The sequence below is a fragment of the Actinoplanes regularis genome (assembly GCF_900188005.1).
Classification (GTDB): domain Bacteria; phylum Actinomycetota; class Actinomycetes; order Mycobacteriales; family Micromonosporaceae; genus Actinoplanes; species Actinoplanes regularis.
The window spans coordinates 283329-296972 of sequence record NZ_FZNR01000010.1; the positions used below are offsets into that span (position 1 = coordinate 283329).

The 13644-nt window shown below is 71.7% G+C and carries 10 protein-coding genes and 1 pseudogene; 3 read left to right on the plus strand and 8 right to left on the minus strand.

Annotated features, from left to right (window positions below; translation table 11 throughout):
• Positions 1-42: 42 nt before the first annotated feature.
• The 4 genes from CHC09_RS26025 to CHC09_RS26040 all read right to left on the minus strand — a co-directional run bounded on the left by CHC09_RS26025 (position 43) and on the right by CHC09_RS26040 (position 4046).
• Entirely contained in the window at positions 43-702 is a 660-nt protein-coding gene (locus CHC09_RS26025; RefSeq protein ID WP_089295802.1) for a Bax inhibitor-1/YccA family protein, read from the minus strand.
• A gap of 94 nt (positions 703-796) precedes the next feature.
• Positions 797-1951: a sugar efflux transporter gene (locus tag CHC09_RS26030; protein WP_179277288.1), complete on the minus strand. Its 1155-nt coding sequence runs from the start codon at positions 1949-1951 to the stop codon at positions 797-799.
• 267 nt (positions 1952-2218) lie between these two features.
• Entirely contained in the window at positions 2219-3424 is a 1206-nt protein-coding gene (locus CHC09_RS26035; RefSeq protein WP_089295804.1) for an MFS transporter, read from the minus strand.
• A gap of 127 nt (positions 3425-3551) precedes the next feature.
• Entirely contained in the window at positions 3552-4046 is a 495-nt protein-coding gene (locus CHC09_RS26040; protein WP_203833193.1) for a DUF6223 family protein, read from the minus strand.
• 41 nt (positions 4047-4087) lie between these two features.
• Here CHC09_RS26040 and CHC09_RS26045 point away from each other — a divergent pair, with 41 nt between their 5' ends.
• Genes CHC09_RS26045 through CHC09_RS26055 form a run of 3 tightly spaced genes read left to right on the plus strand, consistent with a single transcriptional unit; the run spans position 4088 to position 6925 of the window.
• A complete protein-coding gene (locus CHC09_RS26045; protein ID WP_089295806.1) occupies positions 4088-5197 on the plus strand; it encodes a sensor histidine kinase in 1110 nt (369 codons plus the stop codon).
• Entirely contained in the window at positions 5194-5856 is a 663-nt protein-coding gene (locus CHC09_RS26050) for a response regulator (protein ID WP_089295807.1), read from the plus strand. The genes CHC09_RS26045 and CHC09_RS26050 overlap by 4 nt, the downstream gene beginning before the upstream one ends.
• Positions 5857-5887: 31 nt before the next feature.
• Positions 5888-6925 (plus strand): rhamnogalacturonan acetylesterase, encoded by a 1038-nt coding sequence (locus CHC09_RS26055; RefSeq protein ID WP_089295808.1) that lies wholly within the window; start codon positions 5888-5890, stop codon positions 6923-6925.
• Positions 6926-6993: 68 nt separating this feature from the next.
• Here CHC09_RS26055 and narI read toward each other — a convergent pair whose 3' ends face one another.
• The 4 genes and pseudogenes from narI to CHC09_RS26075 all read right to left on the minus strand — a co-directional run bounded on the left by narI (position 6994) and on the right by CHC09_RS26075 (position 13524).
• Positions 6994-7755 (minus strand): respiratory nitrate reductase subunit gamma, encoded by a 762-nt coding sequence (narI, locus tag CHC09_RS26060; protein ID WP_089295809.1) that lies wholly within the window; start codon positions 7753-7755, stop codon positions 6994-6996.
• The gene (gene narJ, locus CHC09_RS26065; RefSeq protein ID WP_089295810.1) at positions 7752-8405 is read right to left on the minus strand and encodes a nitrate reductase molybdenum cofactor assembly chaperone; all 654 of its coding nucleotides are present in this window, start codon (positions 8403-8405) and stop codon (positions 7752-7754) included. The genes narI and narJ overlap by 4 nt, the downstream gene beginning before the upstream one ends.
• A gap of 53 nt (positions 8406-8458) precedes the next feature.
• A pseudogene (gene narH, locus CHC09_RS26070) lies at positions 8459-9895 on the minus strand (nitrate reductase subunit beta); the annotation flags it as partial.
• On the minus strand, positions 9895-13524 hold the full coding sequence (locus CHC09_RS26075; RefSeq protein ID WP_373871961.1) for a nitrate reductase subunit alpha: 3630 nt from the start codon (positions 13522-13524) through the stop codon (positions 9895-9897). The gene CHC09_RS26075 and the pseudogene narH, both read right to left, overlap by 1 nt.
• Positions 13525-13644 lie beyond the last annotated feature (120 nt).

Here is a 13644-nt window from a genome sequence, read left to right on the forward strand (position 1 = left end):
CCGGCTCCGCATCCCCCGGCAATTCGCTGCAGAACGAGCGGATCAGCGGTTGCCGCCCCGGAAGATTCGCAGGAAGAACAGGAAGACGTTGAGGATGTCGAGGAAGATCGACGCCGCCAGCAGCGGCGCCACGTCGAGGTTGGAGTTACGCCGCAGCCGCTGGAAGTCGAACATGATGAACCCCGCGAAGATCACCAGGCCGAGCACGGAGTAGATGAGCGCTCCACCCGGGATGTTCACGAAGATCAGCACGATGCCGAAGACGATCAGGGCCAGCAGCGCCCAGAAGCAGATCCGGGCGAGCGCCGTGAGATCGCGGCGGGTGGCGTAACCGGCCGCGCCGAATCCGCCGACGAACAGCGCCGTCGCCGCGCCGGCCTGCCAGAGCGCCTGCGGGTCGGTGCTGGCGTAGTAGACCAGCGTCGGCGCGACCGCCACCCCCATCAGCACGCCGAACCCCAGGAGCAGCGCGACCGTGTTCTGCCGCGACCGGCGGACGGTGAACTGCATGGCGATCAGGGCGGCGAACGACGCGAGGTATGCGATGAACGCGATGCCGCTGGACAGGTTGCGACCGAGGTACGCGCCGAGCGCGAACATGCCGGTCGTCGCCGCGACGTAGCCCATCGTCTGCGCGAACAGGGTGTGCGCGCGGTCCCGGGCGGCAACCCCGGCCGGTTGGTACGCGTAGGTGTCGCCCATCGGAGCCCCCTGTGGTTGGAGATGGTCTGGCCACCACTCTGAACCTGCGCGAAGGCACGGACACCCTTCGCCAGGGGTGATAACTCCGGCCCGCTCAAATGCTGTCACGCATCTTCGCCGTATGTCGGCTTTCGGCCGGGCGGCGGGCGGAACCGAGGGCGAAGGCGACCCCGCCCAGCGCGGCCAGGACCCCGCAGAGCAGGAGGGTCGCCCGGTAGCCGAGATGCTCGACCGCCAGGCCGGACAGGATGCCGGAGACCAGCAGGCCGGCCGTGCACGCGTTGGTGAAGAGCGTGGTGGCGCGACCGGTGGCCGGGGCGAGCAGGTCCTGGAAGTACCGGATGCCGGCCGCCCCGACGATCGCGATCGCCACCCCGCGCAGGACCTGGCCGATCACGAGCATCAGCAGGCTCGACGAGACCACCGTCAGCGCGTAGTAGCAGACGAAGGCCCCGAACCCGCCGACGATCAGGCCGCGCTGGCCGACTCGGGCCGGAAGGGCGGCCAGCCCCAGCGTGACCACCACCTCGATGGCGGCGCAGACGCTGGAGAGCACGCCGACGGAGGCCGCTTCCTGGTGCAGGGCACGCGTGACGAACAACGGCAGCGCGAGGCCGCCCGCGAACATCGCGGTGAAGAACAGGGTGATGCTCACCGTGAGCAGCACGGGCGTCCCGCCCGGCGCCGAACGCGCCACCGCGACCGGCCCGGGCCGCGGCACGACGAGAACCGTCAACGCGGAAACGAGGAACACCCCGGCGGCCGTCCACAGCAGCCATGAATATCCGCCTCGGGAGAGCACGAGCGCGCCCAGCAGCGGCCCGACGGCCCACGCCAGGGACCAGGCCGCGCGCAGCAGCGGACCGGAGCGTTGCCCGGCGGCCCCCTCACCGAGCACCGCCCGCGCCAGGGAGAACAGCTGCGGAAAGGCCGCCGCCATCGCCCCGAGCACCGTCACCGCCATCAGCAGCAGCACGATGAAGCTCGAAACCCGAGGCAGCAGCACATAGCCCGCCGACCCCAGAAGGATCACGGCGACCGCATACGTCCGCGTGGGCCGGTGGTCGAACAGCCGCCCGAGCCACCAGCTGATCACGATCCCGCCGATCGCGAAGACCGACGACCACACACCGATCTGGAACGGCGTCAGCCCGACGACATCGGCACCGAAGAGGACGATGTAGGAGTTGACCATCGAGTCCGCGATGCCGAGCAGCAGGACGGCGACGAAGAGCACGAGAACGACCACCTGGACTTCGTACCGGCCAAATCCTTCCAGCGACATCGATTTAAGAACGGAAATTCAAGATCCATTTCCGGGGTACGACCGATGGGGACCTGTGACCAGGCTTCCAGCCGAGCCCCGTGGCTCTCCCGCGCGGGGCCCGCGCGGTCCCGGGCCCCTGCCGCGCGTCCCGGCCCGCTTCCAGCCCGCTGCCGCCGCCGTCCGGCGAACTGCTCGACCCCGCCCGGGAAGCCGTCCGCTGCTGCCCGGGCGAGGCGCCGGCCCTCGAGGTCAGGCCGTGATCGGCTCGCGGTGCCGGCCGACCGCGAGCAGGTCGAACGCCAGGGCCGCGAGCGCGACCACCGCCAGCAGGGCGAGTCCGATCCCGTACGAGTGGAAGCTGCCGTAGATCGCGCCCATCACCAGCGGCGGGACGAAGCCGCCGAGGCCGCCGGCCGCGCCCACCACGCCGGTGACCGAGCCGACCTGGGCGGCCGGGGCGCGCTGGGCGACGAGGGCGAACGTCGCGCCGCTGCCGGCGCCGAGGGCGGCCGCCATGGCGAGGAACGCGATGGTGCCGACCGGGGCGAGGCCGGGGGTGAACGACTGCGCGAGCGCGCCGAGGACGACGACGCCCAGGCTACCGGCGAGCACCCGGCTGGCGGCCACCCGGTCGGCGAGCCAGCCGCCGACCGGTCGCATCAGGACGGCGAGCAGCACGAACCCGGCCATCCGGTTGGCGGCGTCGGCCTGGGTCAGCCCGTACCCGTTCTTCAGGTAGGCGGGCAGGTAGACGGAGAACGCCACGTAGCCGCCGAAGGCGACCGCGTACAGCGCGGCGGCCTGCCAGGTGATCCGCAGCCGGAGGGTGCTGCCGAGCCGGGCGGCCAGCGGCGTGGCGGGCACGACCCGGCCCGGCGCGTCGCGCAGCACCAGCCAGGCGACGACCGCGTAGAAGGCCAGCACCGCCGCGGTGATCAGGAACGGCGTGCGCAGGCTGTTCGCGTCGACCAGCTTGACCGTGGTCAGGGCGCTGATCGCGGTGCCGCCCATGCCCATTCCGAAGACGCCGACGGCGAAGCCGCGCCGCTCCGGCGGGAACCAGGCGTTGACGAACGGCACACCGACCGCGAACGCCGTGCCGCCGATGCCGAGGAAGAAGCCGCCGACCAGGATCGCCGTGAGCGAGTCGTGGCCGACCAGGCCGAGATACAGCACCGGGACGATGGTGCTGATCGACACCAGCGGGAACATGATCCGGCCGCCGAACCGGTCGGTCAGCGCGCCGACCGGGATGCGGCCGAGCGAGCCGACCACCACCGGCACGGCCACCAGCAGCGACTGCTGGAGGGAGCTCAGGTGCAGGGCCGCGGTGAACCTGGTGGCGAGCGGACTGAGCAGCGCCCACGCCCAGAAGTTGACGGCGAAGCCGATCGTCGCGAGTGCGAGCATCACGCCGGGCTTGGCTCCGGCTGCTCGGTTCCGGGTTGTGCTCATGCTGTCTCCACGGTCGCTGTGGTGCCCCGGGTTCGGGTCTCCACGACAGCCTCCCGCGGCGCCCCGTACGCCAGTAGGGACCTTCGTCCTGTCGAAGGGTCCTCTTGGGACGCTGCCGGCGACCGGGTCAGGCCCGGCGGCGGGATCTGAACAGCGCCAGCCCGCCCAGGGCGGCCGCGACCAGCCCGAACACGACGCCCGCGTAGCCGCCGACCACGCCGTTGCCGGTGCCGGGCCCGCCATCGGCGGTGGCCACCACCAGCAGGCCGACGAGCGCTCCGGCGACGCCCGCGGCCAAGGCGGCGAACGACCTCCGCGTGACGCGGTGGCCGGTCGAGCGGGCCAGCGCGAGTCCGCCGAGGACGGCACCGGCCAGGGCGGTCAGCGCGGCGGCGGTGGCCACTACGCGATCGACGGTCACGGTGCCCGCGTCGACGGTGGAGACGGCGAGCAACAACGGGTACGACATGGCGTCCTCCTCGGTGGTTCCGGCTTGACGCCATCGATCCTGGCCGTCCGGCCGCCGCCGGGCATCGTGCCGGCGTCGGCACTTCGCGCTGCCGCGGGCGTGGCAGGAGACGATCGGAGTACGGCGTACGTGGTAGTCGCCCGCACCCGCCACGGCAGGATTCGCCGGGCGGCGCGTCCGGCTAGGGTGCCCACATGGGCAGTGCACGGCTCCGGGACTGGGCGGTCGCCGTCGCGGTCGCGGCGATCCTGGTGACCGCCGGGCTCTCCGAGCACCGCTCGCCGTCCGGTCCCGTCCCGCTTGGCTACGCGCTGCTGGCGGCCGGCGGTCTCGTGCTGGCCGCACGCCGGCGCGCCCCGGTCGCGGTGCTGGTCGTCAGCGGGCTGTGCGTGGTCGGCTATCAGGCCGCCGGCTTCGCCGTGTTCGCCGTGGCCTACCTGGTGGCGGTCTACTCGGCGATGCGGGCCGGGCACCGGGTCGCCACCGCGCTCACGAGCGTGGTCCTGCTGGCCGCGCTCCCGGTCGCGGTGCTGGTCTCGGGCCGGCACGACACCGCGCAGGCGTTCGCCCAGGCCCGGGGTGTGCTCGAACTGGCCTGGCTGATCGCGGCCGCGTCGGCGGGCGAGGCGCTGCGCCAGGCCGAACGCCGGGCGGACGAGGCCGAGCGCACCCGGGAGGAGAGCGCGCTGCGCCGGGCGGACGAGGAGCGGCTGCACATCGCCCGGGAGCTGCACGACTCGCTCACCCACCAGATCTCCGTGATCAAGGTGCAGGCCGAGGCGGCCGTCCACGTGGCGCGGAAACGCGGCGAGCCGGTGCCGGAGGCCCTGCTGGCGATCCGGGACGCCGGCCGGGAGGCGGCCCGTGAGCTGCGCGCGACCCTGGAGGCGCTGCGCGACGACGACACCGTCCCGCCGTACGGCCTCGACGACCTGCCCGGCCTCGTGCAACGCTCCGGCGCGACCGGTCTGCGCACGTCGCTGACGATCGAGGGCGATCGGGCCGCGGTGCCGGCCGCGGTGGGCCGGACCGCGTACCGGATCGTGCAGGAGTCGCTGACCAACGTGGCCCGGCACGCCCGGGCCGGCGTCGCGTCCGTCCGGGTGACCTACCGTCCCGGCGCCGTGGTCGTCCAGGTCGACGACGACGGCGTCGCGACGCCGCAGTCCCCGCCGGTGCCGGGCGTCGGCCTGCTCGGGATGCGGGAGCGGGTCACCGCCCTCGGCGGCGACCTGCGCGCCGAACCGCGCGGCGGGGGCGGCTTCACGGTCCGCGCCGAACTGCCCGTGGACCGTACACCGTGATCCGGGTCCTGCTGGTCGACGACCAGCCGCTGATCCGCAGCGGGTTCCGCGCGCTGCTCTGCGCCGAGGACGACATGACGGTCGTGGCCGAGGCGGGCGACGGCGCCGAGGGCGTGGCGCTGGCCCGGCTGCACCGGCCGGACGTGGTGCTCCTCGACATCCGGATGCCGGTGGTCGACGGCATCGAGGCCACCCGGCGCATCGCGACCGATCCGGATCTGGACGGCGTGCACGTCGTCGTCCTGACCAACTACGGGCTGGACGAGTACGTCTTCGACGCGTTACGCGCCGGGGCGGCCGGCTTCCTCGTCAAGGACATCCTGCCGGAGGACTTCCTGCACGGCGTCCGTGTCGCCGCCCGCGGCGACGCGCTGCTCGCACCGTCGATCACCCGCAAGCTGATCGACCGGTACGTCACCCAGCCACCGCACGCCGGCCCCGCCGCCGGGCTGACGGAGCTGACCGCTCGTGAGCGGGAGGCCGTCACGCTTGTCGCGCGCGGCCTCTCCAACGACGAGATCGCCGGCCGGATGGTGATCAGCCCGGTGACCGCCAAGACGCACGTCAACCGGGCCATGACCAAGCTGCACGCGCGGGACCGCGCCCAGCTGGTCATTCTCGCCTACGAGTCCGGCCTGGTGACTCCGCACAGCTCTTGACGGGCCATTAATCGAAGCGCTTCAATGCCTTATGAAACGTTTTAGGGGCTCATCCCTGATCCTCGCCCTGACCTCCGCCACCATCGCGCTCCCCTCCCCCGCCTCGGCCTCCCCGGCGATCCCGGTGACCTGCACCGGAAGCTCGCCCATCGTCTGCCACGCGGACCTACCGCCCGGAAACTACGACGTCGCCGTCACCCTCGGCGCGCCGGACGTCGCGGCCTCCACAGCCGTACGCGCCGAAGCCCGCAGGATGATGGTGAGCGAGGTGGCCGCCGAGGCCGGACGGTTCGCCCACCGCCGGTTCGGCGTCAACGTGCGGGAGCCCGAGGGTGAGCCGACCAAGGCCGGGTCCGGCACTCCGGGCCTGACGCTCACCTTCACCGGCGCCGCGCCCGCCGTCCGCAACGTCACCGTGCGCCCGTCGCGGCCGCACCGGCCGATGCTCTACCTCGCCGGCGACTCCACCGTGTGCGACCAGGACACCTTTCCGTACACCGGATGGGGTCAGGCCATCCCGCAGCATCTTCCGGGCGTGCCGGTCGCCAACTACGCCGACTCCGGGGAGAGCTCCGGGTCCTTCCTCGCCGACCCGCTGCTGTTCGCCACGATGGCGCCGCTGCTGCACCGCGGCGACGTGGTGCTGCTGCAGTTCGGGCACAACGACAAGCAGACCACCGCCGAGGACTACCGGGCCAATCTGACCAGCCTGGTCGCCGGGGTGCGCGAGCGGCACGCGCGACCGATCCTGGTCAGCCCGCCGGTCCGGCGGATCTTCGGCGGCGACGGGAAGCTGACCCCGGTGGCGCTGCACGTCAACGGCCTCGGCGTGGACCTGCCGGCGGAGATGGAACGGGTCGCGGCCGAACTGGACGTGTCCTACATCAACCTGACGGCGGACAGTGCCGCGCTGGTGGAGGGGCTCGGGCCTACCGACTCGCAGCCGATCTACCTGTACCGGGAACTCAAGGACAACACCCACTTCTCCGAGTACGGGGCGGACGTCATCGGCCGGCTCGTCCTCACCCGACTCGGCCCGCTGCTCAGCCGGCCCGCCGACCAGCGGTGATGGAGAGGACGCTGCCCTCCGGATCCCGGAACGACTGGGTGGTCCGCGCGGCCGCCGGCTCCCGGCATCTACCCGTGGTGGAGATGGAGCGCCTGCTCAGCCTTACCGGCGTTTGAGGAGCGCACCTCGGCCGGCGTCGGGCCCGGTGCGGGGAACGGGCCGCGGCGGGCGCGGTAGACGACGTACGGGCGCCAGAGGTACGCCAGCGGCGCGGACCAGACGTGCACCAGCCGGGTGAACGGCCACAGCGCGAGGAAGAGGAACCCGCCGACGGCGTGCAGCTGGTACACCAGCGGCGCCCCGGTCATCAGCTCGGTGTGCGGCTGGAACCAGAAGATCCCGCGGAACCAGACGGCGATCGTCTCCCGGTAGTCGTACCCGTCGCCGAGCAGGTTCGTCGCCACCGTGGCGGTCATCCCGAGGACCACCATCGCGGCCAGGAACGCGTACAGCACTTTGTCCATGCGGGTGGTGACCCGGCGGATCCGGGCGCTGACCAGGCGCCGGGCGATCAGCAGGAGCAGGCCGGCGACAAGTACCGTCCCGGTGAGCGCGCCACCCCAGACCGCCACCGCGTGGTAGACGTGCTCGGGCACGCCGAGTGCTTCGGTGACCGGGGCCGGCACCAGCAGGCCCATCGCGTGCCCGCCGATCACCCCGAACGCGCCCAGGTGGAACAGCGGCGAGCCGAGCCGCAGCAGCCGGCTCTCCAGCAGCTGGCTGGTGTGCGTGGTCCAGCCGAACTGATCGTGCCGCCACCGCCAGACGTGCCCGGCGACGAAGACGATCAGGCAGGCGTACGGCAGCACGACCCAGATCAGGGTGTTCATCGGGAGACCTCCGCGGGGGTGCAGGTGGCATAGGGGGCGAGGTCCGGGCCGTGGCCCACCGCGTCGAGACCGACGGTCTCGACCGGCGGGCCGTCGAAGGCGAGCGCCGCCACCGCGGCGCGGTCGGCGTCGGAGAGGTCCGGCAGGATGACGCGGACGGCTTCGATCACTTTCGCGTACGGCGTACCCGTCTCGCCGAGCGCCGCGCCGAGCAGCTCGAGGCCCTGCCGGTGCTGGCGCAGCGGCGCCTCGCCGTCACCCGGCCCGGCCGTCGCGGCGAACTCCAGGACGACGGGCAGCAGGTCGGGCAGCTCACCGTCGGCCAGCCGCAGCCCGTGCGCCCGGTACCGCTGCTTGAGCATCAGCAGCGCCATCCCCCGCTTGCGGGTGTCGCCGTGCAGGTAGTAGGTCAGGTACAGCCCGGAACGCCGGCGCAGGTCGAAGGTCTGCACGTAGTGCCGCTGCGCCTCGATCTCGGCGGTGTCCAGCAGCCAGTCGAGGAACCCGCCGAGCAGGGTCCGGGCCTCGTCGTGCTCGATCCGGCCGGCCGCCGCCCGCAGTTCGGCGCCGGCGTCCAGCAGTTCCCGGTCGGGGTAGGTGAGCAGCACCGACGCGAGCTGGAAGATCCGCGCCCGATCCGTGGCGTTCATGACCGCCCCGGCAGCGGGGTGATCTCGAGCGCGTGCGGCCCGTCGGACACCGGGCAGGTGTCGTGCTCGGCACCCAGCGCCTCCAGCTCCGCGGCCTGCCGCTTGTGCGCGGCCGGGATGACGTACCGGTCGGCGTACTTGGCGACCGCCAGCAGCCGGTACATCGCCTCGACCTGCCCGGCGCTCATCCCGACCCCGTCGAGCAACTCCTGGGCGACCGTCCCGTCCAGCGTCCGGGCCCGCATGTACGACCGCATGGCCGCCAGCTTCATCAGCACTCCCGCCACCGCCGAGGTGTCGCCCGCGGTGAACAGCTCGGCCAGGTACTCGACCGGGATCCGCAGGTCCCGGATGGTGTGGAAGATGTCGTCCGCGTCGCTGTCGTCGCGGCCCGCCGCGCCGGCCGCGTCCAGCACCGGGGAGAGCGGCGGCACATACCAGACCATCGGCAGCGTCCGGTACTCCGGGTGTAGCGGCAGCGCGATCTTGTACTCGGCGATCAGCTTCCAGACCGGGGAGGCGGCGGCCGCCTCGATCCAGTCCTCCGGCATGCCGGCGTCGCGGGCGGCCTGCCGTACGGCCGGGTCGTTCGGGTCGAGGAAGACCGAGCGCTGTGCGTCCAGCAGGTCGGCGTCGTCCTCGACGGAGGCCGCGGCGAGCACGGCGTCCTCGTCGTACCAGAGCAATCCCAGGTAGCGCAGGCGGCCGACGCACGTCTCCGAGCAGATGGTGGGCAGCCCCGCCTCCAGGCGGGGGAAGCAGAACGTGCACTTCTCGGCCTTGCCGGTGGCGTGGTTGACGTAGACCTTCTTGTACGGGCAGGCCGACACGCACATCCGCCAGCCGCGGCACCGGTCCTGATCGACCAGGACGATGCCGTCCTCCTCGCGCTTGTACATGGCGCCGGACAGGCACGCCGAGACGCAGGCCGGGTTGAGGCAGTGCTCGCAGATCCGGGGCAGGTGGAACATGAACGTCTTCTCGAACTCGAACTTGACCTTCGCGGTCATCCGGGCCAGGTTCGGGTCGTCCTGTCCGGACGAGCCGCCGAGCGAGTCCTCCCAGTTGGCGCCCCAGGTGATCGCCATCGGTTTGCCGGTCAGCGTCGAGTACGGCTGCTTGACCGGCGTGTCGGTCAGCCCGCCGGGCGCGTTGACCAGGATGTCCTTGTCGAACGTGGCCGGCTCGTAGTAGTCGTCGATGGACGGCAGGTCCGGGTTCGCGAAGAGCCGGCTGAGCCGCTTGCCCCGGCCGCCGGAGCGCAGCGTCAGGCGGCCCCGCGCGTCGAGTTTCCAGCCGCCCTTCCAGCGTTCCTGGTCCTCGTAGTGCTTCGGGTAGCCGATACCGGGCTTGGTCTCGACGTTGTTGAACCAGACGTACTCGGTGCCCTCCCGGTTCGTCCAGGTCTGCTTGCACGTCACCGAGCAGGTGTGGCAGCCGATGCACTTGTCGAGGTTCATCACCATCGCCATCTGCGCGCGGATCCGCATCAGTACTCCACCTCCTGGTCACGGCGGCGGATCACGGTGATCTCGTCGCGCTGGCTGCCGATCGGGCCGTAGTAGTTGAAGGCGTAGGTCAGCTGGGCGTGCCCGCCGGCCAGGTGCGTCGGCTTGATCAGCAGGCGGGTCATCGAGTTGTGGTAGCCGCCGCGGCGCTTCGACTTCTCCGCCTTGGGGACGTTCACCGTGCGTTCGGGCGAGTGGTACTGGAAGACGGTGCCCTCCGGCATCCGGTGCGAGACGACCGCGCGGGCGACCACGACACCGTTGCGGTTGTGCGCCTCGATCCAGTCGTTGTCGCGCACGCCGATCTTCTGGGCGTCCTGGACGCTCATCCAGATCACCGGCCCGCCACGGGACAGGGCGAGCATCAGCTCGTTGTCGTGGTACATCGAGTGGATCGACCACTTGGCGTGCGGGGTCAGGAACCGTACGGTCACTCCCCCGTCGACGGCCTCGCCGGGCCGGCCGAAGTGCCGCGCCATGTTCAGCGGCGGCCGGAAGCCCGGCAGCTGCTCGCCGAGCTCGGCGACCCAGTCGTGCTCGACGAAGAAGTGCTGGCGGCCGGTGAGGGTGTGCCAGGGCTTGAGCCGCTCGACGTTGATCGTGAAGGGCGAGTAGCGGCGGCCGTCCTTCTCCGATCCGGACCACTCCGGGCTGGTGAAGACGGGTTGTGGCCGGTCCTGGGTGTCGGCGAAGGTGATCCGGTCGTTCTCGTGCCCGTCGATCAGGTCGGTGAAGGGCCGGCCGGTGCGCTTCTCCAGCTGTTCGAAGCCGGCTCTGGCGAGGCGTCCGTTGGTCGTTCCGGAGAGCGCCAGGATCGCCTCGCACATCCGGTCGGCGGTGGCGAGCGACGGCCGCCCGTCGATGACCCCGTTCTGATGCTTGAGGTAGGCGATCTCGTCCGTCACGTCGACCGTGATGGCCTTCGTGGTCGTGCCGAGCTCGTCCAGCAGCGGCCCGACGGTGCGCATCTTGCGGCCGAGCCGCGTGTAGTCGCGTTCGATCTCGACCAGTTTGGGCATGGTGCGGCCCGGGACCGGCTCGCACTCGCCGAACTTCCAGTCGCGCACCCGTCCACCCGGCATCGCCAGCTCGTCCGGGGTGTCGTGCTGCAGCGGCACGGCGAGGACGTCCTTGCGGACGCCGAGATGCGTGACCGCCAGTTCACTGACCTTGTCGGCCAGGGCGAGGAACGTGTCGTAGTCGGTGTGCGCGTCGCCGGGCGGTTCCACGGCGGCACTGAACGCGTGCACGAACGGGTGCATGTCCGTGGTGGAGATGTCCTGCTTCTCGTACCAGGTGGCGGCCGGCAGCACCAGGTCGGCGTGCAGACCGGTATTGGTCATCCGGAAGTCGATCGTGGTGAGCAGGTCGAGCTTGCCGGTCGGCGCCTCGTCGCGCCACGTCACGTCGCGCGGGCGCTGCCCAGGCCCGCACTCGTCGGCGGTGGCCGACCCCTCGACCCCGAGCAGGTGCCGCATGAAGTACTCGTTGCCCTTGCCCGAGGAGCCGAGCAGGTTGCTGCGCCACAGGGTGAGGCAGCGCGGGAAGTTCGCCGGGTCGTCGGGGTCCTCGGCCGAGGCCCGCAGCCGGCCCGCCGCCAGCTCCGCGATCACGTACTCCCGCACGCCGAGCCCGGCCGCCGCGGCCTGGTCGGCCAGGTCCAGCGGGTTGCGGTCGAAGAACGGGTGGCCCGGGCTCCAGCCCATCCGCTGCGCGGCGGCGACCGTGTCGGCGAAGGACATCCCGGCGAACCGGCCGGCGCCCAGCGGCGAGGCGAGTTCGTCGGCCGGGACCCGCTCGTAGCGCCACTGGTCGGTGTGCAGGTACCAGAACGGGGTGCCGGCCTGGTGCCGCATCGGCCGCTGCCAGTCGAAGGCGAAGCTCAGGTGCTGCTGGCCGGTGACCGGCCGGGCCTTCTCCTGCCCGACGTAGTGCGCCCAGCCGCCGCCGTTGACGCCCTGGCAGCCGGTCAGCGTGACCAGCGAGATGAACGCCCGGTAGGTCATGTCGGAGTGGAACCACTGGTTGGCGCCGGCGCCCAGGACGATCATCGAACGACCCCGGCTGCGCTCGGCGTTGCGGGCGAACTCCCGGCCGATCCGGGCGGCGAGCGCGGCCGGTACGCCGGTGATCCGCTCCTGCCAGGCCGGCGTGTTCGGGCTGTCCGCGTCGTCGTAGCCGGTCGGCCACTCCCCCGGCAGGTCGCCGCGGCGCACCCCGTACTGGGCCATCACCAGGTCGAAGACGGTGGTGACCAGGTGCTCGCCGACCCGGCGGACCGGAACGCCGCGACGGATGATCGAGCCGCCCTCGGTGTCACCGACGTCGAAGCGGGGCAGGTCGATCGGCGCGGTCTCGGCCGGGTCGAGGCCGAGGGCGGGGACGACGTCACCCAGTTCGAGGTTCCAGCGACCCGGTTCGGCGTACCGGAAACCGAGCGAACCGTTGGGGACGACGAGTTCGCCGGTCCGCGCGTCGGTGAGCACGGTCTTGTGCGATCCGTCAGGATCGCCGAGGTCGGCGGCGGTCAGGAACCGGTCCGGCTTGCCGTCCACGATGGTGACCAGGAACGGCAGGTCGGTGAAGCCGCGGGCGTACTCCTCGAAGTACGGGACGGTCCGGTCGCGGAAGAACTCGGTCAGCACCACGTGCCCCATCGCCATCGCGAGCGCGCCATCCGTGCCGGGATGCGGGGCCAGCCAGTCGCCGGCGAACTTCACGTTGTCCGCGTAGTCCGGGCTGACCGCGACCACCTTGGTCCCCTTGTACCGGGCCTCGGCCAGGAAGTGCGCGTCCGGGGTGCGGGTCACCGGGATGTTGGAGCCCCACATCATCAGGTAGGTGGCGTTCCACCAGTCGCCGGCCTCGGGGACGTCGGTCTGGTCGCCCCAGATCTGCGGCGAGGCGATCGGCAGGTCGGCGTACCAGTCGTAGAAGCTGAGCAGGGTGCCGCCGAGCAGCGCGTGATAGCGGGTGCCGGCCGCGAACGAGGCCATCGACATGGCCGGGATCGGCGAGAAGCCGACCACCCGGTCCGGCCCGTAGGTCCTGGTGGTGTAGACGTGCGCGGCGGCCATCATCTCGATCGCCTCGTCCCAGCCGGCCCGCACGAAGCCGCCGCGGCCGCGCTGCGACTTGTAGGCCCGCGCCTTCAGCGGATTCTCGACGATCTCGGCCCACGCGAGGACCGGGTCGCCGAGGCGCTGCCGCGCCTCCCGGAACATCTCGGCCAGGGTTCCCCTGACGTACGGATGACGTACGCGCGAGGGCGAGTACTCGTACCAGGAGAAGGAGGCGCCGCGCGGGCAGCCCCGCGGCTCGTAGTCCGGCGAGTCCGGTCCGGTCGTCGGATAGTCGGTCGCCTGGTGCTCCCAGGTGATCAGCCCGTCCTTGACGAAGACGTTCCACGAGCAGGAGCCGGTGCAGTTGACCCCGTGGGTCGACCGGACCACCTTGTCGTAACGCCACCGGTCCCGGTAGAAGCTCTCCCAGTCGTTCCCGGACACCTGGTGCAGCGTGCGGCCGTGGTCGCCCACGGTCTCGCGGGTCAGGAACCGGCGGATTGCGAGAAGCGGTGCGACACCGGGTACGGCGTCGGTCGCGGGATCCAATGACACGAGTCTCTCCTTCGATCTCCTCCCAGCCTGCTCCGTCACCCCTCCAAGATCAGGGGGACGTGGTCCCGAGCTGAGCGGACCAAAGTCCCGGGGTACACAACGGAAGGTAAGGTG

What these genes read in the sequence shown, in the direction of transcription:
- CHC09_RS26045 (WP_089295806.1), top strand. Translation starts at nt 4,088, where the DNA reads ATGGGCAGTGCACGGCTCCGGGACTGGGCGGTCGCCGTCGCGGTCGCG.
- narI (WP_089295809.1), bottom strand. Translation starts at nt 7,755, where the DNA reads ATGAACACCCTGATCTGGGTCGTGCTGCCGTACGCCTGCCTGATCGTC.
- CHC09_RS26035 (WP_089295804.1), bottom strand. Translation starts at nt 3,424, where the DNA reads ATGAGCACAACCCGGAACCGAGCAGCCGGAGCCAAGCCCGGCGTGATG.
- CHC09_RS26025 (WP_089295802.1), bottom strand. Translation starts at nt 702, where the DNA reads ATGGGCGACACCTACGCGTACCAACCGGCCGGGGTTGCCGCCCGGGAC.
- narJ (WP_089295810.1), bottom strand. Translation starts at nt 8,405, where the DNA reads ATGAACGCCACGGATCGGGCGCGGATCTTCCAGCTCGCGTCGGTGCTG.
- CHC09_RS26055 (WP_089295808.1), top strand. Translation starts at nt 5,888, where the DNA reads ATGAAACGTTTTAGGGGCTCATCCCTGATCCTCGCCCTGACCTCCGCC.